This window comes from Glycomyces tenuis DSM 44171, assembly GCF_000427885.1.
GTDB classification, from domain to species: Bacteria; Actinomycetota; Actinomycetes; order Mycobacteriales; family Micromonosporaceae; genus Glycomyces; species Glycomyces tenuis.
The window spans coordinates 170,319-196,339 of the sequence record NZ_ATYW01000008.1; the positions used below are offsets into that span (position 1 = coordinate 170,319).

Sequence of the window (26,021 nt, forward strand, 5' to 3'; positions counted from 1 at the left end):
CAGATCACTCCTCTTTCCTGGGCTCAGTCGGCTTTGGCGTGCTCGAACGAGGCAAAGGCTCTGCGTCTAGTTGCTTTTCGGGGCTCGCGGGTGCAGGAGCACTACTCGGGGCAGGACCGGCAGCCTCGGGCAGCCGCGCCGGAGCCGATTCAGCTTCGGGCGGTGTCGCCGGCGGCAGGATGCCGTCAGCGCGAGGCCGAGTAGCCTCGGGCCGCCGCGGGGGTACCGCGTTCGAAGTGGAACCCGCCGAGCCCGAGGCGGGCTTCGGGGCAGCCCCGCCAGGACCAGCCTCCGGCCTGCGTGGCGCAGGATTCGGTTTGCCAGGTACCGGCTTCGAGGCTGGCGTACCGGGCTTCGCTGAATCGATGCCATCGCTGCCCGGGTGGCCGTGTAGCGAGGTGGCAGCGATGTCAGGATCGAACCCGCCATCGGTGACCTTCGGGAGCGGCCGCTTCCACGGCGGCGCATCCCGGTCCCGACCTGGCTCGGGCGCGGCATCGGGCGCATCCCCGCCAAGCGTGGTCACCGGCTCGGCGTCGGCGCGCTGGTCGTGCGGGCTCGCGGGTTTCTCGGGGGCCGCCGGACGGCCGGACCCGCCCCCGCTTCCGCCGCCGTTCGGTCCCTTGTCGAGGCTGCCCTTGCCTGAGCCCGAGGTCGCACCCCCGCCCTGCCCGCCGCTGGGCGCCTGCTTCGCGGTCCCGTCGTCGCTGTCGGTTTTTTCGCGGCGCCAGGGCGGGCGGCGCATGTCGGTGCCCCAGATCGTCCCCGGCGTGCTGAACTTGCGCTTCGGCTTGTGGCCGCGGCCGGCAAACTTCGACATGACGAATGCGGCCAGCAACCGCGAACCGGGGACCTTTACCGGGCGGCCCCGTGCGATTCGGAACGCCTCGGCATGGACTTTCCACATCATCCACACCAGCACCATCAAATGGACGTGCCACGTGATGGACGAATAACCGAGCAGGTCATCATCCTCGTCAGGGAGATAGGTGCGCATCTCGTGCCACATCCAGATCAGCGCTGCTTGGCCGATCGAAGAGGCCATGCACGCACCCAGCATCCGCCACCACAGGTGCGCGAACTGCTCGGTGATCGGCAATCCGTGGCAGGCCACGGCGATCGGGGCGAGCGTCGCGACGAAGAACAGCACGATATATCGCAAGATCGATGTCACCAGCAGCACCAGTAGACACACGATGCTAATGATGATCATGATGATGTGAAACAGCTCGATCTCCTGATCGGCTCGCGGTGAGAACGACACCCAATACGCGAACTGTGAATGCTCGGCGCCTTCTTGCCAATCGCATTCAGCGATATCGTCTGTGCGCCAGTCGTATGCGGGGTCGGTGCAGATCGCGCCTTCATCACTGATATCGATCGATACCAACGCGTTCACCACATCGTTATTGGCAACGACCGCCTGATGCACGATCGTCCAGATTATGCCGGTCAGCAGCATGCCGATCACCAAGCGTGGCGCGATCTCGCGCAGTGAATATCGCGTCTGCAAGGTCTCGTGGCTCATCACCAGAAACCCGCCGACAACGATCACGATCGCATAAGAGGCGAATACCAGCACTTTAAAGCCGCTACCGAGCAAAATTCCGTACTGCATGGCATCGGTCGAGAGCAACGTGAAGTCCGCCGACAGCATATGCAGAATCACGCGAGCCAGATACGCCAGCAGATCATACAGCCAAGTGATGACCGCATCCATCATGTCGTTGACAGTGTCCTCGATCATGGCTGCCTCCTTGCCGGTAGCGAGAAGCTATGCGGGATGACATCATTCGAAAACGAGCAGCTGGGTACATACGAAGATGCCGTATGCAGCGCCGAGTAATCGATGTGAGAGGTAAAGATGGAGAATGGCGTGTGCATGACTACTCCAGAATCGCCGCGAGAATGGCGACGAACGCCGGAGCGAGAATGACTATCGCGAAACCGATCGCCGCCGCGCGCAGTGCCATCTTTGCCTTCTCGGTCTCACCCGGATCAGACGCCAACAGATACCGGAGCCCGGCGATGGTGAGCATGACTGCCACCAGTGTCCCGGCGATTCCCACAATCCAATTCCGCAGATTGTTGAGCACTCCGACCAACTGCTCGGTACTGGCCAGTGCCACTCCCGGCACCAACAACACCAGCGTGCAAACGCCGCCGATGACAGCAGCGAATCCAGATGCGATCCGAACACGACGTTCGTGCCGTCTTGACCGCATGACCTCTGTTCCGTTCATCCCCCGCACCCCCTTGATGCCTTCGGAGGAAGGGGCCGACCGGCGGAATTTTGAACGGACCGGTCGGCCCGCTCCGGGGACGATGCGGAGGACTGCGGAGACTCACCCCCTCCATCGGTCGGATGTAGTACGGACACCTTGGTCCATCTCGCATCCGACCCCGGAACAGCCGCCGCATCCGGCGACGGCATGCCCTAAAACCACCGGCTGTGACAACTTGTGACCATTCGCATTGCCGTCACCACCGGTCACACAGCCCCAATACACCGGTCATGCCGAAATTCCGGACCGACCACTCGAATGTGTGACAGCACCGCCCATGGCCTGCGAATACGCAAGTATGTGATCGCTCGTGACCGCGACGATTGCAGTCACAACCAGTCACTACCGGTGGTTGCAGCTCAGAGAGAAATACATTCGAACCAACAGATCCCCATGAGCGAGGCACATCAGTTCCGTGACTCCGCTCCAAATCACAGATGGTCACAGTCTCTTGACATGTGACTGTGTGACCGGCCGTACTGGAAGGAGCGACATGAAGAAGTCGTGTTCCGTACTGGAGGTCAGCATCATGAACGGTTACGCACTCGCGCAGATAGAAAATATCTGCCGATCCTTCACTCGGCAGAATGGCTACTATCTCGGTGATATCATCGATGATCCTCTGCCGGATAACCGTCTGGACATCGATGCCGTTGCTTCCTATCTCAATCGCCGCAGCACACCGACTGCTTCCCGCGATGCCGCCTGGCGGCGCCTCATCGAGCTCACCCGACAATCCGACCAGGATTGGACGCTGATCGCCATTCGGCTCGCGCTACCAGGGATCCGACGCGCTATCACACGTGCTCAGCCCATTCTTCCGGAATTCGATAGAAGTGAACTCGAGACCGAAGCCGTGTGCAGGTTCTCTGAGGTGCTTCAGATCATCGATATCGCGCAGTCAAATATCTGCTCGAAACTTTGTCAACGAGTCTCTTCTGCCCTCCGCACGCTTCTCCGAGCGGAGTTGCGAGATATCAAGACAGCGGAGCAGATGGAATTCGAGTCTCGTATTCCACCTAAGCAGTACGGTCACATGGACTTGGTCCTGGCTGAGGCGGTCGCTGAAGGTATCGTCACTCTATACGAGGCACAAATAATCGGGGCGACCCGCATCGACGAGGTCGGGCTCAAACAGATCGCAAAGGACCAAGGGATACCGAGGATCGAGTTGAGCCTTGCGATCAAGATTGCCGAAGGCAGGCTGGTAACTTGGATCTGCAGTAAGAACCAAGTTCAAGGCTGCTAAGAACGACGTTGGATTTCCTTTTAGACCAGGTATGAATCCAGGCGTCGATTGATTTCCAGGGTACGCATTGAAGTTGTATATGGCCGTCCCCATATTCCCTCACACTTGTGGCATCGACCGGCCCAAATCGTGACAGAGTGCTACATGCCCTTTGGTTCATTCCCGCTGACCAGTCGACCGAAATAACACGGGCTGCCATGAGGTTCACTTGACGGGATTGTCTTCTGAAATTGGTGTGGTTGTGGTTCAGGTGACTCCAACCTCACCAATTACACTATGCAGGCGAGCAAGGCCGACATCGAATGCGATGTTGAGTCGCTGCCACGGTAGGTTTGAGACCACTTCGAGGCTAAGCCCAGATTTCGATTCCAGTTTACGGAGAGCTGGGAGGATCTCGCTTTGCCCGAGAAGCATGAAATTCCGGTCGTTCACCAGATCCCGCGCGGCATAGGCGTCTCCAGTTTGCAAGGCGACGTTTCCAAACTCTTTGACGAGTAGCTCGGTGTCAGCATCGATGAGATGCGCAAGTTCCAGTATGCTCAGGCCCAGCCGAATCTGGAATAGCCGCTGTTCGGACGGCAGTTCCAGCTGTAGAACTTGCCGCACGAGAACGCTGCAACTCCTCACGTTCGCGGTACCGCTGGCGATAGCGCAGCAGGTCTCCAGGTACAAGGCGAGGACTTGTTCCCATGAGTCGATCACGGCGGTGTCGGCGATCATGGTGATCGCGGAGGTCAGGTCGCCTGTGGTGTAGTGGGTGATGATGGCGGTTTGACGTCCGTCCAGGAGTCGTTCGCCGATGCCTTTGTATTGCTTCACTGTTTGCAGTGCTTCGGTCCATCGACCTGCGCGGGTGAGGGCTCTGGTGCCGTCGGAGAGCATCGCGATCCACAGCCGTTCGCGGGCGGCATGACGGCTCTCTGCCTTGGGGGTGAGATCGGCGAAGTCGAGGGTGTTGCCGTTGACTGCGACGGAGCCGGCATTGTTGGCGGCGATGAGTGCCTGGTCCAGGATCTTGAAGGCGCGGTCGCCGTCGCCTTCGCGGATGGCGAGGCGGGCCAGATTGACGATCGGCTCCATCGCGAGACCTGCGTCCACGCTGCCCAACGGGGCACGCTCGGCGAAGGCGTGGAACTGCCGCCAGCACATTTCGACTGCGAGGTCTCCGGCGCCGATATCGCTTGCGATGAGCGCTGTCAGGTTGAGTGCGGCGGCAGCCTCAGCCTGGTTCTGGGCACAGTGAGCCATGTTGGTGACGTTGTCGATCCGCTGGTCCAGCGGCGCGCAAGTCGGTCGAGCTCTAGGCACGAGCGGGAACCAGCGTGTGAGGGCCTTCGGTGTTTCATTCATGGCGGCTGGGTCCTTCCTGCCTGATCGCATTGCCGGGGTTGACCGGGTGATGGTCGGTGAAGACGGCGGTTTGAGCGGCGCGAGCGAGGTGTTGTTGATCGGGCAGGGGCAAGCCGAGGCGGTTCCAGTGGAACAGGATGTGGTGAGCCAGGACGGCGCGGAGTCCGCGTTCGAGCTGGCCCTGGTCGGCAATCGATCGGAGCTCGGTTCCTGCGGCGCGAAAGGCTGCGATCCACTTCAAGGCGAGTCCGGCTTGGTTACCGTTGAGGCGGCCCGCAGTGGTTTCGGGGTCGGCGACGAGGAAGCGGCGGACGGTCTCGGCTGACTTGTCAGGATGTGTGGGAATGACTGTGGAGGTCCCGCCACGAAGTGCGGCCAGGCGGGACCAGATGTCGCCTTGTTCAAACCATTCCTGGCCGGCGGCCCGAGCCAGCGCGGTGCACAGCAGGAGGGAGAGTTCACGGCGTCGATCGCTGCCCGGAGCTGGGGCGGTGAGGGCGAGATAGTCGGCAACGGCAGCGGTGTCGCGGGAAAAGAGCCGGTGGGCGATGTCCATAGCGGTGGCGCCGCCGAATGCGGTCGTCTCAGGCTCGTAGACCTGGTGGACGTATTCACTGATGCGCGACTCGCTTTCCAGACCGGTCAAGAAGGCGCTGATGCGCCGACGAACCCTCTCAAGGCTGACGCCTTGAGCCGGGCTATAGCGGAGCCGCCACCATGGGCTCTTGCGGATGAAGAACCAGCAGTCCAGGATCCCGTCGTCGACCGCCGATTGCATCTGCGGGCCCAAGTGCTTCGCGCACATCCACTCGGCGTCGGTGCGATCGCTCCAGCGGACACTACTTTGGAGCCAGCGCGTTACCTCAGTTACTGGTGGTGCCATCAGATCGACCTGGCCGGTGCGGTGAGCAGCAAGGCGGCATCCCAGATTGATCCGTCGGCAACCTGTGGGCCTGCTGCTTGCAGAGCGAGCCCGGCACCAGCGCTGCCGTCGAGGAAGCCGTTCTCGACCGCGCGGCACTCCAGCAGTCGGTGCAGCAGGCCCGGGAGGGCCTCGCCGAGCCGGGGGTCCTGAGCATCGGCGGCGGCGCGCTGGACGATTCGGTACAGCCCCGCGATCCCGTGGCACAGGCCGGCGTCGACGAGCGATGCCTGCTGCGTCTGGTCGGTCAGGCAGCGCAAGAGCGCTTCTTCGGCGGCGCGTTGCCGGTCGGGGTCGGCGAGCGCAACCGCGGCGAGCTGAAGGCAGCGGGCAATGCCGGGGGTGCCGTAGCACCAGCTCGGGCGGCCGGGTGCCGGTTGACTGCTGGAGTGCTGTGCGAGTTCGGGGCGGGTGAGCCATTGCGGCCACCAGCCGTCCTCGTGCTGCCAGATGTCGTAGTGGGCGTAGATCCGCTCGATGGCCTCGAGTTGACCGGGGACGGTGATGCCGGCCCGGTGGGCTATGGCGAGGCAGGCCAGGGGTCCGGCGATGCCGTGGGCGGCGCCGAGGTTGGCGTGGCCGCCGGGGAACTCCTGGGAGTCCTTGAGGTAGGGGTCGTGGGCGACCCACCAGCCGGGCAGGCGCGTTCGGTCGATGCGGATGGGTTTGGTCAGTTCGACCAGATATCGCAGCACCTGCTCGGTCAGCTCATGGCCGGGTTCGGTACCGAGGAGATAGACACCGAGACCGGTCAGGCCCGAGAGCTGGCTGTATTCGGCGAAGCTGGCAGGCCGCTGCTGTTTGATGCGCTCTTCGGCGGCTTCGAGCCGCTTGGCGATGATGGTCTTGACCGTGTGGTGAAGTCTCGCGCGGGTGGTGGCGTGCTGGTCTGGCTGGGTGCTGGTGTGCAGGATGAAGGCGAGGGCCGGGGCGCCGTTGTACAGGTTGGTATCGGCTGCGCCGTTCACGTGAGGGCGGATGGCGGTCGCCAGCCAGTTGCGGCAGGTACCGGGGTCGCCGCTGCTGGTTCGTGTGCGTTCGAGGTGCAGCAGGGCGATCCCGAGTTGGCCGGCCCCCAGCGACTGCGGGGCGGCATCGACTCGGACAGCGATGGCTCCCGGCTCGGTCAGGGCAGCGGCGATGCGGTCGGCCCGCTTGGCGGCGGCGAGGCGTTGTTCGACGATGGTGGTCATGGTCAGCGAGGGCTCCTTCGGGTTCTGGCGGTCCATGTCTGCGCAGCGGCGCGGGCGACCCGGAGAACGGTCTCCTCCTGCTGCTTGTCGACGTCAATGAACCGGGCGTGGTGCAGATGGAGGACCGAGGCCAGGGTCGAATCGACGTTCGGCCGGTCGGTTCCGAACAGCTGAATGCGGTAGGCCGTCAACGCGTTGCCGCGGCGTCGCCAGGAGTCGAGGACGGCTGTGCCGGTGGGGTAGGAGGCGAGGCTCCCTCGGTCGGCTTCGGCATCGAGGAGCCGGGCGAGTTCGCCGGTGAGTGCTCGGTCCAAAGGTGGGCCGTGGCGGTCGACATGGTCGTTGAGCCAGCGCATGCCTTCGTCGACGCTGCCGGTGAAGCCGATGCACAGGTCGATCAGGCTGGCCGCGCACAGTGCCACCTGTGAGTCGGCCTTGCGGGCGGCGAGGTGGCGGAGTTGGGCGCGGGCGGCCGCAGAGTCGGCGATGAAGAAGTCTTCGGCGGAGGCCATGGTCGGGCCGGGCCCGAAGCGACCGGTCTCTGGGCGGTAGGTGTCGAGCTGGAGGTCGCTGATCAGATGGCATCGGCGTAGTTCGGCAGCCCAGTTGCCGAGGTGTTCGGCGGCGTTGCCGTAGCCGGTGGTCTCGCTCAGTCGGATGCGGAGACGCAGGTGGGGTCTGGGGTCGCGGTAGCGCAGATACCACCATGCTGGTTCGTCCGGCCAGTCGTCGAAGAGGCGTGGCAGCCGATCGGCAAGGAGGTGGGTGAGGCGGTCGGGATGGCCGTAGAGCTTGGCAGAAAGCCAGGCGCCGTGCCCGGGGAGGTGCTCGGGGGTGGGATCGGTCAGTGCAGGGGGCGGCGATTGGGTGATCGCGATGGGTGGTTCATTCGCGGCGAGGGGGAGGGTGATTTCGTGGGCGCGGCCGTCGATCCATCCGAGGTCGGTATCGGTGGGCGCTTCGCGGAGTATCGCAATGCCGGAGCGATCGAGTTCGGATCGCACCAGCCGAAGGTGGGCGGTGTTCTCGAGGTCGACGCGGTGGCGGATATTAGACTCGCCCAGGAACACGATGCTCGGGATGCGGTACCGCTGGCGCACCCGATCCCAGGCGTCGGACCATTCGGGCCACGAGCTGTCTCGTCCCGGTAGCCGGTCGGTGGTGATCGTCCATCGGGCGATCGAGATGATGCTGCGGCCGGATCGGATCCGGGGGACGAAGGGCAGGGCTGCAGCGGCTCCCCAATCGAACGGGGCATAGACGGCGGCGCGGGCTCGGGGCAGTTCGCTCAGGAACCGCTGGAGCGGATGCAGCCGGGTCGTTTGCTCGATCGCATTGGGGACCAGTGGCTCGATAACTCGTCCATCCTGGAGCGATACCAGACGAAGTCCACTGAGGTCGGCGGTGACGGCGAGGTCGTCGATGTCCAAGTACAGGAGGCGGCCTGCAGGGTATTCGCCCAATGCGAACGTTCGGGCCAGGAGGACGGGAACGCGGCCGACGTTCGCGGTGCGGGTGTACAGCGGCGGACCGGACAGTTGCACCAGAGCCGCTTCCGCGGTGGTCGTTGGCAGGCCACTCATGGCCCGTGCGATCTCCTCGTGCTCGGGTCCGTCCAGCATGTGGAGGAATCGCCCGGTGATGGTTCCCGCCGCTCGACCCGCGCGCTCGATCACGAGGGCGAACCGGCCGCCATCGATGGCCGTCGGGTCGGCAGCGCGCAGGTGGAAGCTGATCTCCGCGTGTGGTGGAACCCCGGACGTATCGGCTGGTTCGGCGGCGAGGTCGCGGAGCGTCCGATCGTCCAGATCGATTGTCGTGCAACCGTCGGCTGTGGCGCGTTGGGCCAGGGCCATCAGGCTCCTGTCACGGTCGGTCAGCGCCTGGGACGGTCCTGACAGAAGCGAGTCGCGATAGCCGGCGGGGAACCCGAGTCCTGATCCGGGGTCGACCAGGTCGCGGACGCGGATGCAGGCGCCAAGTCCGTATCGTTCGAGGAACTGGTGGTGGTAGTCGATCCAGGAGGGAAAGCCCCCGGGATATCTGGTCAAGCGCCGCAACAGGGTGGCCGCGTGTTCGGCCTCGGCTATGACGCGGCGCGGAAGTTCGACCCGATCGGCAATACGCACATCGACGGCGATTGGCTGCTCAGCTCGGTCGGTGATGGCTCGCATCTGTTCGGCCGCACGGGTGAGCGCCGTACGGCGTTCCTTCCCTCCGGTGGTGCGTTCGGCTTCGGCGAGCGCGCGGTGCGCTCTCCGTAGAGCGGGAAGGTCGGCAACCGTATGCTCGCCCGGACCGCGGTCGATCGTGACCAGTTCGGCGATCACGCGGCCCAACGGGTCGGTGTCGGTCATCGGGGGTCTGAGGGAGGTCAGGAGTAGTCGCTGGGCAACTAGTGACCGCAGCATCGACTCGATGACCTCGGGTGCGGTGTCCGGGAACTCGGCTCCGAGTTTCGCGGCCAGGTCGCTATAGGCGATGGGGTCTCCAGCGATCCGCATGACGGTGGCAACGGCCTCGGTATACCGGATCGAGACCTGGATCGGCCCGCTCGAGTCCCGGCTGCTCGCCGCTGTGGTCAACACCAGCCTCCCGCTGGTGACGAAGGCGAGGTTGTTGGCCACGACGTGCAGGTGTCTCAGCAGTTCCGGGTCCGATTCGAGACGGTCGACCACCGCGCCCAGCCATACGGCGTCGGGGCGCGCTGCGATGCGATAGGCCGGGTCGTGGTGCACCGTGAGCTTCTGGCCGATGCTGATGGGCGCGATTCCGGCGAACAGGCCGAAGGGAGTGGCGCGGGTCGTCATCCGCAGCCGGTAGCGCAGCAGGGCCGCTGCCGCCCGCCGGATCTGGCGGGCGTTTCCGCCCTTTCCGGAACTGATCGCCTCGATCCGCCGCGCCAGTACCGGACTCGCGATCTCGATGGCTGCGGCCACCTCCTCATCAGCCCAGACCGCCACGATCCACGCGCGCGCTCGTTCAGTGGAGGCTGCGTCAACGTCGGCCAACTCCACCGGAGGATCGGGCACCGCCGCAGCGAAGCAGGTCGTCGCGCGCAATTGCCCGGGGCCGGCAATTCGGTACATGGTGATGCGTCCTCTCGTGGCCTGCAGGGCGACCGCCGGCCCCGCGAAGGCGGGGCCGGCGGTCTGGGGGGATCAGGGGCAGCTGCTGCAAGCGCTCTCGCAGGTGTGCCCGCAGTTGTCGCTGGTGTCGTAGAGGACCGACCCCAGGTCGGGACTGGCCTCGATGATGCTGATGTCCAGGTCGAAGGCCGTCTCGTCGGTCTTGTCGACCTCAGCGGCGGTCTGGCTGGCCATGTTTTCTCCTTCGTTGTTCGAGTTTGGTTCTGGACGACCTGGCCGGATCGGCGGGAGCGCCTAGGGCCAGGAGACGGAGACGCGGCTGTGCCGCTTTTCGATGACCAGCCCGCGCGGCAGGTCACCATCCAGTGCGTGCTTGGGATGGACCTCGAAGTGCGGTCCAGCTCCATGGCGCTGGCCGCGGTCCCAGCTGCGGACGTGCCCCACGAGCCGGTCGGCGAGGTCGGCGGCGTGTGGTCCATGGGCGAAGGCACCGAACTCTCGGGATTGACCGTCAGCGACGGTCGGGCGCCAGGCGAGGTAGGCGAAGGAGTCGCAGTCCCAGATGGCCGACATGCCCCACCGCTTGGCCAGATCGATCAGATCCGACTGGTACCCGGCATCCGTTGTGACCAGGTAGCCGTAGCTCTGCGAGGCGGTCGCGATCCACATGTCCAGGTCGTCCCATGCCTCCATGCCACCGATGACCACCCCTGACCACGCCTCGTGGCGGTCAGTGGTGAGCGCTTCGCACAGAGGCTCGGCTTCGATCGGCTGCCGATCATCGATTCTGAGTGCGATGTCGTCCCCGGCCAGGCCGACCAGGCGCTGGCGGAACTCGCCGACGCCCTGGATGGGGACGAAGCCGCACAGTTCGAATTCGCGGCTGCTCAGGTGGTTGCCGGTGCGTTCGAAGACGAACGAGCGTGCCAGGCCTCGCATCCGCAGCGGCACGACCAGGAGGCCGCCGTCAGTGAGTTGGTTGATCCAGGCCGGGGGGATGTCAGGGGCGGAGACGGTGACGATGATGCGGTCGAACGGTGCATGCTGTTCGGCGCCGAATTCGCCGTCTGCGCGCACGACGGTGACCAGGTCGTCATAACCGGCATCGGCCAGGCCCCGCTCGGCGCGGGCGCAGACGTCAGGGTCGATGTCGAGTGTGACCACCGCACCGTTGGGACCGACCAGCTCGGCCATGAGCGCGGCGTTGTATCCTCCCGATCCGATCTCGAGCAGCCGCATGCCCGGTTCGATCTGAGCCTGTTGCAGCATCATCGCCTGCAACCACGGCGCAGAGACCGAGCTGATCGCCACCCCCTGCTTATCGCGCTTCATGATCGGCGAGTCGTCTGCATATGCCTCATCGAGGCCGACGTCCGGTACGAACAAGTGCCTGGGCACGGTCCTCACGGCCTCCAGGATCAGCTCGTCGACAGACCTGCCAATGGCGGCACGGTTCTTGATGATCGACTCGGCGAGTGCCTGCCGGAGATGCGCGGCAGTGGCATCCTCGTCGGTCATGATCGATTCAGCGTTGGTCACGTGTTCCTCCTTGTTCGTGATGTGCATCTGTGAGCCCCGCTCCTGGCGGCGCGGTGAGGCCGGTCCCGTACCGAGGGAAGTTCATGCTGGGTCGGCTGTTCCTGGACCAGTAGACAACGAAGGTCTTGAAGTCCCGGTGGATCGCCACCGGTAGCAACGGGTCGAGCGGCTGGGTGTCGGTCACGCACCACCACACCACCATGGCCAGGTCGACCATGCTGACGACCTCGTCGCCGTGCGGGTGGTCGAATCGCCTGTCGCTCGGGTCGAGGATCAATTGCGGGCTCTTGCCGATGTCCCAGCGGATGATGCCGACTGTGGACCGGAAGTCCGAGTTGCGGCACAGCCACATAGCCCGCTCGTCGTGGTAGTGGACACTCAGCCACTCATCACCGGTCAGGACGCGCCCCAGTTCCTTGCCAGGGAGAATCTGCGGCCGCTGTTCCTTCGTGTGCTTCATTGAGGTCGGCCCCTTCCGGTCGAAGTGTCGAATCAGATCGACGGAAGTCTCGGATTGGGCCGACCGCGCCAGATCAGGACGGTGCGCGGTCGGCCCTGCCGGTTGGAGGCAGCCCTGCAAGGTCGTCATCGTGCTGCACTCCCGGCATACTTCTGGCACTGTGGACACCAGGCTCGGTCACGGTCATGACGGGCCGGTTGATAGCGCCAGCCTGCCGCCTCTACCCGGCGCACCATGTCTCCGTAACCGAGGTAGGAGACCGTCAGCCGCGCCGGGCAGTGGCAGCACGACACCGAGCCGGCCCGGGGCACGCCCACCCGTTCCCCGGCCTGCTCAGCGCCCGAATTGTGGTCATGGAACTCGACATCGTGGTGGCTGCGTTCGATGTTGATGAGGGCGGCTGCGGCGGTCTCGGGAGGAACAAAGGTGACCGCCGCAGCCGCCGGATTGGAAGCCGCCGTCTCGCAGCGCCGCGGAGGGTCGGCTTCCCGCTCGCCGCCTGTCCCCGCAGCTGGTGCGGTCGGGATGGTGAACGGCAGGTTCGAGTCGATGGAGGTCCGCGCGGCGGGGCTTGAGACTCCGTTCATGGCCGGGCTCCATCGCTGTGAACAGACACTGACGCTTCGCATTCGACGTCAAGGTGTTCGGCCAGTACGATTCCGGAATCGTCAGGCAAGGGCTCGCCCAAGTGAATCCTGTGGTGCAGGAGGCGGGCCGCCTTGACCAGGCCGATTGCCAGGAGGGAGTCGGATTCGACGCGCGGGTAGGCGTCGGGATGCCACTTGGCGGTAAACGTGTCCCTCGCCGCGTCCCACGTCAGCAGGCCGGTGCGGTGGGGCTTGCCTTGGCCATTGGCCTTGGCAAGGACCAGGCCATCCGTTCCTTCGGCGATGACCGTGAAGTCGTGTCCGAAGCGGGTGATCGTGCCCAAGGAGGTGCCCGGCCACAAGGATCGCGTCGGTGTCGTCATCAGGTATTGCACCTCCATGGAATCGTGTTCTGGCTGTGTGTAACTCCATTCCAGCGGTGTCGGTTGGTGTCGGCAAGGCGCTGGCCTGGCGATTGACAATCCATTGACAACTGCGCGCTCCACCGGAACGGTTCTGGTCACCGGTAGGCTCAGCTCTCGGTGGTTCGTGCCCAACGAGGGGAGACGGTGGTGCAGCGCGAGGTCGAGGTGAAGTTCCGCATTAGCGATGTTGAAGCGGTTATGGCGGTGTTCAAGGATCTGGGTGTGGACTGGTCAGACCCGCAGGCCCAGGACGACCAGGCGTATGCGCCGCGCTCCTGGTCGTATGGCATGGACAAGATCGGCGTTCCGTTTGCCCGGCTCCGCACCGAGTGCGGGGCGCACTTGTTCACCGTGAAGACGCCGCAAGCCAATGCGATGGATTGCCTCGAGCATGAGACCCAGATCTTGGACAGGGAAGCCATGCATGCGGCACTGATAGCGATGGGGTTTGCTCCGACCGTCCGTATTGTCAAGACCCGCCGGGGTGCGAAATGGGGGCCGGTGGCCCTCTGTCTTGACGAGGTGGAGCATGCCGGGGCCTTCCTCGAACTCGAGTTGTTCACGGAGGCCGATCCGGCAGTGACGCAGCAGCGGCTCGCTGATCGGGTTCACCGGCTCGGTATCGCGGGGAGCCGGGTCACCGATACGTACGACACGCTGGTGCGCGACGCGCTCGCGGTTTAGAACAAGGTCGGCGCGGATTCCGGTACCGGGCCGGCGACGGCGAGCCGGTCGGCCTCGCATTTGAAGCGGACCCGCACGGCACTGTGGTCAGTCAGGCCGAGCGTGCGGGTCTCGTGCAGGAACTCCACGCCGGCCACACACTCGGCAATCGCAGTGCCGGCGAAAACGTAGTCGTAGCGGTAGCGGTCACCGGTGCGGCCGACCCAGGTGGGCTCGTCGGCGAAGTCCGCCGCCGCGGCCAGGTCCACCAATCCGGTTTCAGCCAGGCGCGGCAGAACTTCCAATTCGAACGGCATCATTGTCCGCGCCTGCGGGCTGTCGGCGGCGACAACGTTGAAGTCCCCGGCCAGGAGCAGCCGCTCGCGGACCTCTAGATCATATGACTCGATCGCGGTCAGCAGCGCTTCAAGGAACGCCTGTTTGCGCTCGACCTTGGCCTGGCTGCGGTCACGGCTGGGCACATACACCCCGAGCACGATCGCGCTCGGCTCGGTGCCGATCGTGTGCGATGCCAGCCGGTGCGGCAGCGTCACCGACATCGGCGGCGGGATGGCCTCGCCTGGGACAAGCCGCGAGATGATCGCCGCGCCTCGATCGCCGACGGGTCCGGTGATGTTGGTGCAGTTCCATCCGGCGCGGCGGTGGCGATCGAGGAGCATGGCGGTGCCCGGTCCGGCGCTGGTCTCGGTCAAAACCGCCACATCGTCATCGGCCTCGGCCAGCCACTGGCCGATCCGCACCGCACGTTCGGATGCGGCGGCACCGATGTTGACCGTCACAAGGGAGAACATGCCACCTCCGGGGCGTTGAACTCGGCCAAGACTGAAGCGGCGACCTCTACTGGTGTCCGATTACGACAGTCGACGACTATTTGCCGCCAGCCTTCGGTCTCAAGGAATTCGCGGGCCTCACCGTACAGCGCGAGTTCCTCGACCGGGCCGCCCGCGTTCTCCAGCCGCGAACGGGATTGGCGCTCGGTCAGCCGCTCGGCGATGACCTCGGTGTCGTGTTCAAGGTAGACGGTCAGCGCCGGTGGGATGACGTACTGGTTGTAGGTCCAGATCTCATCGAGCGCGAGCCCGTCCAGGCGCTGGAGGACTAGGGAGGAGGGCACGTAGCGGTCGCACACGACAGTGAAGCCCGCGTTCAGGTGCGGGATGATCTCTTCTTCGACCTGGTGGGCACGGTCGGCAGCGATCGCCAAGGCCAGCGCTCGGCCAGTGAGGGTCGCCTCGGCGGTGCGCACCAGTCTCCCCAGCGGGCTTTGGCTCGGCTGCGTGGTCGCGTGGATACGCGGATCGACGTCCCGCAATTCGGCGGCCAGGTGGGCGCACACGGTGGTCTTACCGACGCCGTTAGGTCCTTCAACGACCAGGAGACGGCCGCTCATCGCCGCACCACCTCCAATGGCAGGGCGCGTCGGGAGGGCTGTACGACCGGGCACTGCTCGCTGTCAACCGCGCCGATGTGCTCCCCGGCGGCGATCACCGCCGCCGGGCACCCCTTGCCGCACTGGGCGTTCATCGCGCATGAGCCGCAGGTCGGGTTGTCGCCGACCCGGTAGCGGTCGTGGAAACGATAGGCATCGAGTGCCGCTGGCACATCGGCTGCATCGGAAAAGATGTTGCCGACCAGAAACTCGCTCACCTCGTGGCGCGAGAGGGGGTTGCGCGCGGCGAACACCAGGTAAGGGCAGACGCCCACCTGGCCGTCGGCGAAGACGTAGACGATCTTGCCCGCATCGCAGCCGCCGAGCGGCTTGTCGTCGTTGGGGAAGCGGATGCGGACGGTCTGCATGCCGGGCGAGTCGAACCGTGCGGTCACCGCCGCGATGGCGCGCATCCTCTCGTCGTCGGCCGCCAACCGTGCCTTGGTGGCGATACCGCGTCCGAATGCCGAGAGCGGATTCATCAGCACGTACCGCGCGCCGACATCGGCCGCGAACGCGCACAGTTCGGCAAACTCCTCGGAGGCGGCCAGCGCGTTCGGCGTCGACAGCAGCCCTTGAAGCAGGCCAGCAGAGGCGAACTTCCTCGTTGTCTCCACCGTGGTCTCGAAGCTGCTCTGGCTGCCGCGGAATTTGCCGTGGGATTCGGGCCGGAAGCCGTCGAAGGAGACGTTGATGTGGACGCCGCCGAGGGCCACCAGCTCAGCGATCTGCTCGTCGGTCGTCGAGGTCGCATTGGTGCAGATGGCCAGCGGCAGTCCAGCAGCGCGGACAGCACGACAGATGACCATGATCTCGGGATGGACGAACGGCTCCCCGCCGGTCAAGGTCAACCTCTCCACGCCCGCAGCCTTCAACCGGGGGATCACCCGGCTGATGATCGCCTCGGCAGGCATGTGCTCACCCCAGTCCCCCGACGAGACGAAACAATGGCCGCAGTGGAGGTTGCACCGCTCGGTGATCTGCACCAGCGCTTTGCGCCCCTCCCCAGCGATCGAGGTTCGGAAAAAGCAGCTCGACGCATGGGTATCGACGATCAACGACCGCTTCATGTGCCCTCCTGACAGGTGATGGCGTGCCCGGTGCGGGCCGCGATACAGTTGACGACCACTGACAGTGACCACCACCACGACCCGCTGAATCGATTGCACCTGTCGGCGCTGATGTCGGCAAGCGATCGGCAGCAAGATTGACAATCCATTGACAGCGTTTCCGTAGCCCTCATAAGCCATGCTGTTCAACGATTGAGGGCCGGACCTGTGGAGGACCACCTTGGAGCCCAGAGCGATCGCCCAGATGAAGACCGACCTCGGCCTCATGCTGGCCGGTCTCCGCGAGGCCAAGGGCTGGACCCAACAGCAGCTCATCACCGAAGGCCAGGTCCGCACCTCACGGTCGTCTGTCGCGAACACCGAGACCGGCCGCCAGTTCCCCGACGAACGCTTCTGGACCGAATGCGACCGAGCACTCGATGCCGAAGAGACGCTTCTTGTGGCATATCGTCAAGTATTCGACGCGCTCCAGGAGCAGAAGCGAGCGGAGGCGGTCGCGGCTCGGCAACGACTCGAGGATCAGCGGAAATTGTGGAGCGGCTCAACCCAACCCGCAGCCGAACCTGACTGGGATCGCAGTCTCTTTGCAACGACCACCTCAACCGCTGCAAGCCCGATTGGCATGAGGGTTGCTCAGGGATCCCAGTTGGACGCGGCCATTGAGCACCTAAAAGAAACTTGGCATACCCTGGTCAGAACAGACAATCTGTTCGGGCCCCGCCATGCTCTTGCATCGGTCCAGCAGCAGCTCGCTATTCTGGAATCCTTGTTGGGATATGTCCGAGGCGAGCAACGGTATGAGGCATTGACGCTCGCCTCAAAATATGCTGAATCAGCGGCTTGGTTGTATGAGGATACTGCCGATATGGGAAGTGCAGAGAACTGGACACGGCAGGCATTGGAATGGGCTACCGAGGCAGGAGACCAAACAATGGTGTCCTGGACGATGTTCCGCAGAAGCCAGCAGGCAACGACGCGACAGAATGCCGTTCAAACCATTAGCCTGGCTCAGGCCGCCCAGAGGAATGAATCCCTCCTTATGGGTCCTGCGCGCGCGGCCGCGCGGCAACAGGAGGCACATGGGTTTGCGCTCGAAGGGGACGAACGTGAATGTCAGAAGCGGCTAGACGAAGCTCACGAATTCGCCGCGTCGCCGGATACGAGCAGAGATGGTCGTACAGGGCATGGGGATTTCTGCACGCTAAGTTACATTGAAGTTCAACGGGCAAATTGCTGGCTCACCCTGGGGCGACCAGATCTGGCGGTTCCGGTGCTCGAACGCGCGATGACCCAAATTCCTAAGGTTTACCATCGTGACCGCGGCCAAGCGCAAGTACGGCTATCCAAAGCGTATGCAGAAGTTGGGCATTATGACGCTGCTGCCGCTCAGGTTGCCTCCGTGTTTCATATTGCGCGGGATTCTGGATCCACCAGAATGCTCGTTGAAGCGGTATCTGTTGCAAGAGTGATAGCTGCCGAATGCGATTCTCCTGTCGTTAGTGATCTCCTCGCCGCTGTTAGAGGTGCGAAGGAAGCATAATATGCCGATAAATTTTTATACGCCTGAGTACTATGTCTTCAATAACTTCTCAGCCCATGCCATCGAATTTCGAGGAAAGCTCTACCCAACTTCGGAGCACGCCTACCAGGCTGCGAAATGCACCGATCCGGTTGGCCAGGAGGCAATTCGCAATTCGCGCAGTCCAGGCCAGGCCAAGACGCTGGCCAACGAAACGTATAAAGCTGCAAAAGACCTAGACTGGGACCGTAAAAAGGTGATTGTTCTGGAGGAGATCTTGCGAACCAAGCTCGCACAGCACCCCGAAGCTCAAGAAGCCTTGAAGAAAAGCGGCGACGAAGAAATTGTTGAGGATTCGCCGACCGATTACTTCTGGGGTGAAGGAGCAGACGGATCAGGGCAAAACATGCTTGGCAAACTCTGGATGAAGCTACGCGACGACCGTTAGATCCGTATGCCGCTCTTGCCCAAGCCACACATCGCCCTGCAGCGTGAGAGGCAAATTGGAACCGCGAGCGATCGCCCATATGAAGACCGACCTCCGCCTCATGCTTGCTGATCCCCGTGACGCGAAGGGCTGGACTCAGCAGCAGCTCATCGCCAGGGGCGAGTTCCGCACCTCCCGCTCAACGACCACCAACGCGCCTACATCGTCTGGATGGCTCTGTGGAGAATAAGGCCATCGAAGCCGGGAAGCCAGGTGGGAGCTGCGGTCCCTACTGAGAATGGGCTGCTGACGGCGGTCTCATCGATGTCGACAGCACCCCGTCGATCGCGAGAGTCACTCAGTGGGCAACGGAGCTCGGGTTAAAGGAGCACCTGGTCGATCGCGCGGACCGGGTACTTATCGCGCAGTTCGTCGAGGGTGCCGTGCCGGTTGTCCCCCTCTGGAGCGAAGAGCCCTTGGTCGAGGATGATGCCGTCGTCGCCGAGCCGTTGCACCAGGATGGTCTCGAAGTTGAAGGCGAAGACGCCCTTGGCGTCGGGGAAGTCCTCGAAGAACTGGGTGACCGCGACCAGCATGTCGCGAACAGCGTGGGCGTCGCCCAAGTCGCCGAGGTTCTTGGACTGGCGGAAGGTGACCGAGAGGACCTGCGCGACGTCGAGCAATGCCGCCGTGTCTGGGAACTCCTCGGCGGTGTCGATGTCGGTATCGACCTGGAGTGCGGCACCAGCGGCGAAGGTGGCGGTGTGGCGCTGTTCGCAGCCGAGTTTGGCGGCGAAGTAGTCAAGCGCCTCGGTATCGCTCATGACCGGTGAGGCGTCGAGGTGGTATTCAATCGCCATGTGGGTCGACCTCCGAATCCCAGGGGTAAAACTGTGTCACCGTGCCGTGCTTGACGATCTTGATCTCCTTGAGCCTTCGGATCGGGAAGCGCTCCAGGTGGGCTCGGATCATCGTGTGGTCGAGATCGAAATTGTCCAGGTTCAAGATTATCCGGTCGGCCTGGCATTTGGCTTCGGTCTTGCCGACCTTGCGGCGTATAGCGGTCTCGACTGTGCGGAGGTTGTCCCCGCCTGGTGCGTAGCAGTCCCAGTATTCTCCCTGCATGCGGTAATCGGGTTCCCTGCCGTTGTGCCTGGCCGGCGGGTTCTGCTCGATGTCGTACCCGGCCGTCGCCAAGACCGCCGCCGATTCGTTCTCTTTCCGCAGATCCTCCTGCTTGCCCGCCGACCCCTCGATGACCGCCGGCTCCCCACTGGGACGGCGGGCGGGATCGGGCGCGAACCGGGGTCTGGTGGCTATCGAAGCAAGCACCGTCTCGCTGCCGGATCTCTCTGCGGGATCAGGTTCGGGCGGTGGAGCTGGCGTCGGCGGTCTGCCGGGGGGAATGCCACCCCGCCTCCGCCGCCAGCGCCGCGGAGTGCTTCGACAGAGCCCTGGATCTGCTCGGCGGCCGCATCGAGGCCGACAGCTGTCGCCTGCTGGTGCTCAAGCGCCTCGACAACGGACCTGGTGCTTCGCGCGCGCCCGTCTGCTCCGAGCTGCTCGAATGCCCCGGCGAGGTCCTCTCCGGTCTGGTGTGTGGTGGCAAGCGAGGCCGATACCGAGCGCAGATGCTCACGCACCGCGGCGACCGCGGCGGCGAGGGCGTCGATCGAGGGCACACAAGCTCCGTGGGGTATCGACCGGAAAGAGGGTTCGCGTAAGCCTAACCGGCCGAAACGAACCGGTGTGTCCGAACCGAAGTCGAGTGTTCGCTCCGTACGGCTTCAGTCTTGGCCGCCGTCTGTTCCAGCGAGTCGTGGTGCCGGTCCCGTTCGGGCAGCATCTGCCGGTGCGGGTACGGCTCGATACGTCCGGACCCGCGTGGTGTCCGAAGCCCGCGTCGGCTGCGGTGTTCGGTCTTCGCTGCGAGAGAACTCTGTGCGCCGCCTTGTCGGGTGACTGGCGTGGTCGGGATTCGTCTGCCCGGGTGTGCCAGCTGTGGCGTGAGGACGCTACCCGGCGGCCGCACCATTCCTTCGTCGCTCGCAAGGGCGAAGGCGCACTTTCTTCTCCGCTCTCGACCGTTTGGACTTCTCGGTCTTCTGCAGCTCCGTAGCCGAGCTCACCGCTGTTCTGTGTCAGCGGATTGTCGGTTCGCGATTTGGAACCTTGCCGACACTGCCCAACACGGTTGGACTGACGGTTCACCTTTGGATTCATCCGACCACGAGGGGCGACTGCACGTGCGAATCGATCTGGCGACGCGCCGGCCACCTGGCCTACACGACCTTGGGAGCGATCTCTGTAGCGGGCAGCGCCTTGACGGTTGGACCGGTGCGCCAGAGCTGACGATCGGTGTGACCATCGAGATCGCCGATCCTTGGCGCGACCTGCTGCAACAGGCACGCCGGGCCTGCTGCGATCCGCTTGCCGACCGCATTCCTCCGCACCTAACCCTGCTCGCACCTGCCTCGATACCGCAAGGCCGGTTGGAGGTGATGTCGGACCACCTCGAATCGCTGGCGAGGACAAGCCGCCCATTTTCGATCACGCTGCACGGCATCGCATCGTTCCTGCCACTCGCTTCGGTGGTCTACGTACCCGTCGTCGACGGCGGCCGGACTTGCACGGCCCTGGCATCTGCCATTCGGAACGGCCCGATTCCCGTCATCCAGCGATATCCGTTCCATCCGCACATCACCATCGCCCAGCAAGCAGACCCTGCCGCGCTCGAGCGAGTATGCAGGTCGCTGATGGATTTCGAAGCGACCATCACCGTCGACCGCATGCTTCTCTCGGTCTCGAGCGATGCTCCGAGCAACCCAGATGCTTCCTGGCGTCCGGTCGGCGAATTCCACTTCGCTGGTCACGAATCGAGTCTCGTCCGAATGCAGCGCGGCCGCGAGCAACCTGACGCGAGTCGACACCGTTCAGTTCATGGACCACGGCTTCGGTGGGGGCGGCGATGAGCAGTTCCAATTCGATCATCCCGTCGAGAATCGCGTTGGTTTCCGATGCTCCGACACGTCTGGTCTACGACACGGTTTGGCTGACCACCGTCGGCAATCCATGGAAGCCAGTCGTGGCGCCACCGGCCGATTCTCTGGGCATCGCCGCAGCGCTCATCGCCGAGTTGCTCCAGTCCGCGCACGCCACCATCGTCACCGATCGAACCGGTGACCACCTGCTCATGCCGCTGCAGGTTCCGACACCGCCAACCGACTCACTCGGTCTGGCCTTGATAGATCAAGTTTGGGCCGAGCCGGGACCCCAACCAATCCGCCAGTGGCTGCAGTACCTCGCCAGCGACGACATCGACATCTACTCCCGCGTGGCAGAGCACATGGTCATCGCCGGGCTGATGCGCCGCCATGAGCATACGGTTCGCAAACGGCTCCGGCAGCGCAACGAAGTGATCTACCGACCGGTGGAGTCCCTCGTGGCCGACGCTCCGATGCACCGGCTGCGCCGATGGCTGGAGCAACTCGAGGAACCGATCGCCGCTAGCGACACCTTCCTCATGGGTCTGTGTGAAGCAGTTGGTCTCGAGACGGCGCTGTACCGGCATCGCAGTGACGCCGCCAGAGAACGGGCCGAACAACACCAGCGTGCTCTCCCAGAAGCACAGAGAGTGCTGCTGGGGCGCCTAGCCGAAACGGTCAGCACCGCTGCCACCAGCACCATCATCTAAACCGCACACCGCAACCGCATGAAAAGGAACCCCGCCAATGTCCGCACCCCCCACCAGTACGCCGAGGCCAAGCCCCATGGCCGCCAGCCTAGCCAAGGGCCGACTCGGTACTTCTCGGCTGCTCCACTTCTCGCTGACCGCTGCTACCCCGCTGACCGTCATCGCTGGCGGCGTCGTCGTCATGTACGCCATCGCCGGCCAGAGCGGCATCCCGATCGCCTATATCACCATCGCTGCCATCCTCGCTGTGTTCGCCGTCGGTTACACGGCCATGGCCCGGCACATCACGAACGCGGGCGCCATGTACGCCTTCGTCGCTCGTGGCCTTGGCCGACCGGCCGGAGTCGGAGCCGCTTGGGTGGCGGCCTGCTCCTACAGCGCCCTCCAAGTCTCGCTGTACGGCCTGCTCGGACTGCAAGGCGCCGCCTTGATCGAGCGGTTCACCGGAGCGGTCGTTTCCTGGTCAGTCCCGGCCCTGGCCGCCTGGGCTTTGATCACCGTGCTCGGTACCCGCGCGGTCGATCTCAACGCGGCCGTGCTGGCGGTCCTGCTGGCCGTCGAGATCGCTGTCGTGGCTGTCTTCAGCGTCTCGAACCTCCTCCATCCGGCTGGAGGGTCGCTCTCCTTCGGTGCGCTCTCTCCGGCCGCCCTCACCGGTCCGGGCGCTGGAGCGCTCCTCGCGCTGGCCTTTGTGGGTTTTGTGGGTTTCGAGGCTCCTACGGTGTATGCCGAGGAGGCCCGTGACCCACGGCGGACGGTCGCCCGCGCGACCTTCGCAACCATCGGCGTCCTGACACTGATCTATGTCATCGCGTCCTGGTCGATGCCGGTCGCCGTCGGTGACGACCAGATCGGTCAGGCCGCGAGCGCCGATCCGGATCTGATGTTCACACTGGCCGGCAGCCAACTCGGTGCCGCCTGGTTTACCATCGGGCAACTGCTGCTGTTCACCTCGGTCACCGCCGCGGGATTGAGTTTCCACAACACCGTCGCCAGGTATCTGTTCGCGCTCGGCCGTGAGCGGGTGCTTCCGGCCCGACTCGGTAGAACTTCGCCGCGCACCTGCGCCCCCGCCATTGCCTCGCTGGCTCAAAGCGGCATTGCCGGTGCGGTCATCGTCCTGTGGGTACTGCTCGATCTCGACCCACTGGTCGATCTGTTCTACTCGGTGGGCACTTCCGCCGGGATCGGTCTGATCGCCTTGGTGACCGCCTGCGCGGTCGCGGTGCTCGCGTTCTTCTGGCGTCACCGCAGCGGGGAGAGCGCCTGGACGGCCCGCATCGCACCGCTCCTGGCCTGCGCCGCCCTGGCCTGGGTGCTCTATCTGTCGGTCGCTCACTTCCACACTCTGCTCGGGGTCGACCAGGATGCGCTGCTGCCGCGCCTGGTGCCGATCCTCGTCGGATTCCTCGCTGCTGCTGGAATCGTGTGGGGTCTGGTGCTGCGCCGCCTGCTTCCCGAGACTTATCACGGGATCGGTCACGGCTCGAAAGCCGCCTTGGCTCCTATCCAGGAAACGGGCCTGCGATGACCGAGACGCAACCCCGCAGCCGGGACATAGCGCGAATGCTCGGGCTCGCCTTCACCGAACTGGCCACCGCGGCATGGGTCGTACCGGATCCGGCCGCTCGCGAGCAGGCCGTGGCCGGCCAATTCGAGATCCTGGTCGACCACGCCAGGACCGTTGGCGGTCTGCTTACCACTGGACTGTCCGGTGGGGTCACCGGAGCGCTGGTCTGGTTCGACCACACCACCGAACCGGCGCCCATCCCCGACTACGAGCGGCGCCTGCGGGCGGCGGTCGGTCGCTCCTACAACCGGTTCGCCGAGCTCGACGCCCTCATGGACGACCACCACCCGATCGACCCGCACTGCTATGTCGCGTTGGTCGGCGTCCACCCCGACGCCCGCGGCCGGGGCATCGCCTCCGGGCTACTCGACCAGCTCCATCGCGAACTCGACCGCGACGGCACGCCCGCCTACCTCGAAGCCGTCTCCGAACCGACCGTCGAACTGTATCGGCGGCACGGCTACCACCAGCACGGAGCACCGTTCCGGCTCGGCGGCGACGGCCCGGCCTTGCATCCAATGTGGCGGGAACCGGGGGACCCCGGCAACCTCATCCAGTCCGATACCGGAGACAGGACGGCTACCCACGATGACGCGGCTGCCCCGGCTCCGGCCGACCGCATTGGAGGTAATCGATGACGCGCCGACGACTCAAGACCAGACGAGTCAAAGGTTCGCACCATTACGCCACCACCTCTTGGGGGCAGCAGCCCATGGGAGTCGGCACGGTCACCTTGAACGATGACGTCGGCGAGCCGATCGGCCTCAGGGCTATCGCACTGATCGGGGCACAGAGGGTTTCCTTCTACCAGCTGCACCAACAGCTTTCGGAAAGGCCGTGCGCAGTCGTCCAGCTCGCTGAGGGAGCGACCGTATTTCACCTGGCGGAGGGCTATGAAGACCGCCTGTCGCGTTCCAAGACGTTCCTAGCGGGGTTCGCGGCAGGCCTATACCAGGCGTTCGAGCATCTCGCGGACGTCAAGCAAGGAGGACAGCACGAACGATCGCCAAGGCACTCCGACCTCTGATGACAGGGTGCTGTACGAACAAGACTTTCTCGATGACTTCTTCGTCAAGAGCCTCGGGGTTGTCTTCAGCGTCTTCGAGCTGCCGCAGCACGTCCGCGGCCAGTCGGGCTGGTTCCGCGTCACCGCCTATGAAGGCCGCACCCAAACCGCGCACGACAAGGTGTGCGACTTCCACCTGGTTGCGCCGAGGGTCGACTGGGAGACCGGTCTGCCGCGCCGATGGGACATGGAACTGATCCTGGCACTGGCCCGACGGATCACCGAGCAGCAGCGCCCGACGACGTTACTTCCGGATGTCATACCTGGCAGTCGTCCAAGTCGGGGACCCATACCGCAATGGTCGGGTCCCCGACTGAACTTTCAAATCCAATTCGATGAAGGACCACCCCCGTTGAGCACAACAGACACCGACGAACGTATGCGGCTCGGGACGCTGCGCCGCTTCGGACACACGCTGGCGATCGACTGCGAACCTGACGACGATGGCGCGATCCATTTCGACCTGGCCGCCATCGCTCCGGACCAAGACGGTGAGCCGCTCGGTACCGTCACCTTGACCAGCGAGCGCCGTCTGGTGGACGGATGGAATGCCGCAGCCGTTCACATCGGCATCGTCGAAGGCAGCCAGTTCAGAACAGGTGTACACAAGACCCTCCAAGCGCTCACTGCCGCCCTCACCGATTCGGTACCACTCGATCCAGGCCACGGCATCCGACCGCATCGGAACTGGGAATACCGCATCCCGGTCGCCGAACCGAAGGCATCGGCGTGAAGACAGGCGCGAAACCGAAGCAGAAGAAACTGTTGACCCTGGCCGGGGCCGTGTTCGCCGTCTTCGTACTCAAGGCTCTCGTCGACAACAATCCAGGTGGGTCCGAGCTGAGCGTCGACCTTTCCCCGACTCGCGGCCCGATCGAGTCCTTGGCCGAGACCGGCGCGATCTGGGGTGTCGCGATCCCCACCGGCCTGTACCTGGTGTACCTGGCGCTCATGAAGGTAGCGCCGGCGCAGATGCGGCAAGACCATGCTGAGCGGGCCTCGAAACGCATTCGGAAGTGGGTCTTGGTCGGCGCGGCGGCGTTCACGTTGCTCGCCTATGCGCTGCACTATGTGCCGGTCCTCTTCGGGCAGATGACTTCCGGAATTGGCAGCGCCGGGGGTGCTGTGGGCGCCAATTTGACGCCGGTTCTGGTGATCCTGGCCCTGGGGGCGTACCTGCTGGTCGGCTACCTGTGGGCCGTGCGGGCCGAGACCAAGACAGGGCAACTCGCGCGTGGCGGCGTGGTATATGGGCCGCTTTTGGTCATAGTGCTCGTCCTTCAGTGGGCTGGGGTGATCGGACCATGATCGGACGCCAAAAGGCACGCGAGATCCTCGACGCTCTGGCTGGGCATCACCGCCTGCCCTGGTGGCTGGAGATCCCCAGGGTCATCCTCATCGCCGCACTGATCGGGACCGCGATCACGTTGTTGGTATCGGCAAGCCATCGATGACAGTCCTGA

27 protein-coding genes are annotated in these 26,021 nt (G+C 64.4%); 11 read left to right on the forward strand and 16 right to left on the reverse strand.

The genetic code is table 11. From position 1 onward, the window contains the following. Window positions 1–4: 4 nt before the first annotated feature. The gene (locus tag YWW_RS0111145; protein ID WP_026930188.1) at window positions 5–1,747 is read right to left on the reverse strand and encodes a TrbL/VirB6 family protein; all 1,743 of its coding nucleotides are present in this window, start codon (window positions 1,745–1,747) and stop codon (window positions 5–7) included. 139 nt (window positions 1,748–1,886) lie between these two features. Next, window positions 1,887–2,243, reverse strand: a complete 357-nt coding sequence (locus YWW_RS0111150) for a pilin (protein ID WP_035696660.1) — start codon at window positions 2,241–2,243, stop codon at window positions 1,887–1,889. A 535-nt stretch (window positions 2,244–2,778) separates the two neighbouring features. Here YWW_RS0111150 and YWW_RS35915 point away from each other — a divergent pair. Further along, a complete protein-coding gene (locus YWW_RS35915) occupies window positions 2,779–3,534 on the forward strand; it encodes a hypothetical protein (protein ID WP_155830122.1) in 756 nt (251 codons plus the stop codon). 246 nt (window positions 3,535–3,780) lie between these two features. Here YWW_RS35915 and YWW_RS29720 read toward each other — a convergent pair whose 3' ends face one another. The 9 genes from YWW_RS29720 to YWW_RS0111195 all read right to left on the reverse strand — a co-directional run bounded on the left by YWW_RS29720 (window position 3,781) and on the right by YWW_RS0111195 (window position 13,075). Then, a complete protein-coding gene (locus YWW_RS29720; protein ID WP_155830123.1) occupies window positions 3,781–4,884 on the reverse strand; it encodes a hypothetical protein in 1,104 nt (367 codons plus the stop codon). Beyond that, entirely contained in the window at window positions 4,877–5,767 is an 891-nt protein-coding gene (locus tag YWW_RS29725; protein ID WP_081687373.1) for a thiopeptide-type bacteriocin biosynthesis protein, read from the reverse strand. The genes YWW_RS29720 and YWW_RS29725 overlap by 8 nt, the downstream gene beginning before the upstream one ends. After that, window positions 5,767–6,999: a lanthionine synthetase C family protein gene (locus tag YWW_RS0111170; RefSeq protein ID WP_035704393.1), complete on the reverse strand. Its 1,233-nt coding sequence runs from the start codon at window positions 6,997–6,999 to the stop codon at window positions 5,767–5,769. The genes YWW_RS29725 and YWW_RS0111170 overlap by 1 nt, the downstream gene beginning before the upstream one ends. Before the next feature lie 2 nt (window positions 7,000–7,001). Next, the gene (locus tag YWW_RS0111175; protein ID WP_081687374.1) at window positions 7,002–10,088 is read right to left on the reverse strand and encodes a lantibiotic dehydratase; all 3,087 of its coding nucleotides are present in this window, start codon (window positions 10,086–10,088) and stop codon (window positions 7,002–7,004) included. A gap of 72 nt (window positions 10,089–10,160) precedes the next feature. Continuing rightward, on the reverse strand, window positions 10,161–10,322 hold the full coding sequence (locus tag YWW_RS35045) for an FxLD family lanthipeptide (RefSeq protein ID WP_081687375.1): 162 nt from the start codon (window positions 10,320–10,322) through the stop codon (window positions 10,161–10,163). A gap of 60 nt (window positions 10,323–10,382) precedes the next feature. After that, complete coding sequence (gene fxlM / locus YWW_RS0111185; protein ID WP_162145936.1) at window positions 10,383–11,627, reverse strand: methyltransferase, FxLD system; 1,245 nt, start codon at window positions 11,625–11,627, stop codon at window positions 10,383–10,385. Further along, on the reverse strand, window positions 11,614–12,216 hold the full coding sequence (locus YWW_RS0111190) for a hypothetical protein (protein WP_155830126.1): 603 nt from the start codon (window positions 12,214–12,216) through the stop codon (window positions 11,614–11,616). The genes fxlM and YWW_RS0111190 overlap by 14 nt, the downstream gene beginning before the upstream one ends. Next, a complete protein-coding gene (locus tag YWW_RS35920) occupies window positions 12,213–12,674 on the reverse strand; it encodes a hypothetical protein (RefSeq protein ID WP_155830127.1) in 462 nt (153 codons plus the stop codon). The genes YWW_RS0111190 and YWW_RS35920 overlap by 4 nt, the downstream gene beginning before the upstream one ends. Beyond that, on the reverse strand, window positions 12,671–13,075 hold the full coding sequence (locus YWW_RS0111195; protein ID WP_026930195.1) for a hypothetical protein: 405 nt from the start codon (window positions 13,073–13,075) through the stop codon (window positions 12,671–12,673). The genes YWW_RS35920 and YWW_RS0111195 overlap by 4 nt, the downstream gene beginning before the upstream one ends. A gap of 168 nt (window positions 13,076–13,243) precedes the next feature. Here YWW_RS0111195 and YWW_RS0111200 point away from each other — a divergent pair, with 168 nt between their 5' ends. Further along, window positions 13,244–13,783 (forward strand): class IV adenylate cyclase, encoded by a 540-nt coding sequence (locus YWW_RS0111200; RefSeq protein WP_211228517.1) that lies wholly within the window; start codon window positions 13,244–13,246, stop codon window positions 13,781–13,783. On the opposite strand, the gene YWW_RS29730 is transcribed toward YWW_RS0111200, so the two are convergent. The 3 genes from YWW_RS29730 to YWW_RS29735 are packed head-to-tail and all read right to left on the reverse strand — an operon-like array spanning window position 13,780 to window position 16,417. Then, window positions 13,780–14,562 (reverse strand): endonuclease/exonuclease/phosphatase family protein, encoded by a 783-nt coding sequence (locus tag YWW_RS29730; RefSeq protein ID WP_051325663.1) that lies wholly within the window; start codon window positions 14,560–14,562, stop codon window positions 13,780–13,782. The two genes, YWW_RS0111200 and YWW_RS29730, sit on opposite strands and share 4 nt — an antisense overlap. Next, a complete protein-coding gene (gene tmk / locus YWW_RS0111210; protein WP_026930197.1) occupies window positions 14,559–15,173 on the reverse strand; it encodes a dTMP kinase in 615 nt (204 codons plus the stop codon). The genes YWW_RS29730 and tmk overlap by 4 nt, the downstream gene beginning before the upstream one ends. After that, entirely contained in the window at window positions 15,170–16,417 is a 1,248-nt protein-coding gene (locus tag YWW_RS29735) for a radical SAM protein (protein WP_211228518.1), read from the reverse strand. Before YWW_RS29735 ends, tmk begins: the two co-directional genes overlap by 4 nt. A 109-nt stretch (window positions 16,418–16,526) precedes the next feature. Between YWW_RS29735 and YWW_RS35050 the strand changes: the two genes are divergently transcribed. Continuing rightward, complete coding sequence (locus YWW_RS35050; RefSeq protein ID WP_155830128.1) at window positions 16,527–17,822, forward strand: helix-turn-helix domain-containing protein; 1,296 nt, start codon at window positions 16,527–16,529, stop codon at window positions 17,820–17,822. Between the two features lies 1 nt (window position 17,823). Next, window positions 17,824–18,249, forward strand: coding sequence for a riboflavin biosynthesis intermediates N-glycosidase (locus tag YWW_RS35055; RefSeq protein WP_081687378.1), 426 nt, complete (start codon window positions 17,824–17,826; stop codon window positions 18,247–18,249). A gap of 359 nt (window positions 18,250–18,608) precedes the next feature. Here YWW_RS35055 and YWW_RS0111225 read toward each other — a convergent pair whose 3' ends face one another. Together YWW_RS0111225 and YWW_RS0111230 are read right to left on the reverse strand one after the other, a co-directional pair. Continuing rightward, window positions 18,609–19,088, reverse strand: a complete 480-nt coding sequence (locus tag YWW_RS0111225) for a SitI3 family protein (RefSeq protein ID WP_026930198.1) — start codon at window positions 19,086–19,088, stop codon at window positions 18,609–18,611. Further along, complete coding sequence (locus YWW_RS0111230; RefSeq protein ID WP_026930199.1) at window positions 19,078–19,560, reverse strand: CdiA C-terminal domain-containing protein; 483 nt, start codon at window positions 19,558–19,560, stop codon at window positions 19,078–19,080. Before YWW_RS0111230 ends, YWW_RS0111225 begins: the two co-directional genes overlap by 11 nt. Before the next feature lie 1,028 nt (window positions 19,561–20,588). Between YWW_RS0111230 and YWW_RS36440 the strand changes: the two genes are divergently transcribed. The 7 genes from YWW_RS36440 to YWW_RS35925 all read left to right on the forward strand — a co-directional run bounded on the left by YWW_RS36440 (window position 20,589) and on the right by YWW_RS35925 (window position 26,012). Further along, on the forward strand, window positions 20,589–21,200 hold the full coding sequence (locus YWW_RS36440) for a 2'-5' RNA ligase family protein (RefSeq protein ID WP_162145937.1): 612 nt from the start codon (window positions 20,589–20,591) through the stop codon (window positions 21,198–21,200). Further along, complete coding sequence (locus YWW_RS0111240; protein ID WP_155830129.1) at window positions 21,197–21,922, forward strand: GPP34 family phosphoprotein; 726 nt, start codon at window positions 21,197–21,199, stop codon at window positions 21,920–21,922. Before YWW_RS36440 ends, YWW_RS0111240 begins: the two co-directional genes overlap by 4 nt. 76 nt (window positions 21,923–21,998) lie before the next feature. Then, complete coding sequence (locus YWW_RS29740; RefSeq protein ID WP_211228519.1) at window positions 21,999–23,453, forward strand: APC family permease; 1,455 nt, start codon at window positions 21,999–22,001, stop codon at window positions 23,451–23,453. Beyond that, complete coding sequence (locus YWW_RS29745; protein ID WP_081687381.1) at window positions 23,450–24,130, forward strand: GNAT family N-acetyltransferase; 681 nt, start codon at window positions 23,450–23,452, stop codon at window positions 24,128–24,130. Before YWW_RS29740 ends, YWW_RS29745 begins: the two co-directional genes overlap by 4 nt. Window positions 24,131–24,526: 396 nt before the next feature. Further along, window positions 24,527–25,291 (forward strand): hypothetical protein, encoded by a 765-nt coding sequence (locus tag YWW_RS0111260; protein WP_026930203.1) that lies wholly within the window; start codon window positions 24,527–24,529, stop codon window positions 25,289–25,291. Then, a complete protein-coding gene (locus YWW_RS0111265) occupies window positions 25,288–25,866 on the forward strand; it encodes a hypothetical protein (RefSeq protein ID WP_026930204.1) in 579 nt (192 codons plus the stop codon). The genes YWW_RS0111260 and YWW_RS0111265 overlap by 4 nt, the downstream gene beginning before the upstream one ends. Continuing rightward, a complete protein-coding gene (locus YWW_RS35925) occupies window positions 25,863–26,012 on the forward strand; it encodes a hypothetical protein (RefSeq protein ID WP_155830130.1) in 150 nt (49 codons plus the stop codon). Before YWW_RS0111265 ends, YWW_RS35925 begins: the two co-directional genes overlap by 4 nt. The last annotated feature ends 9 nt before the right edge of the window (window positions 26,013–26,021 follow it).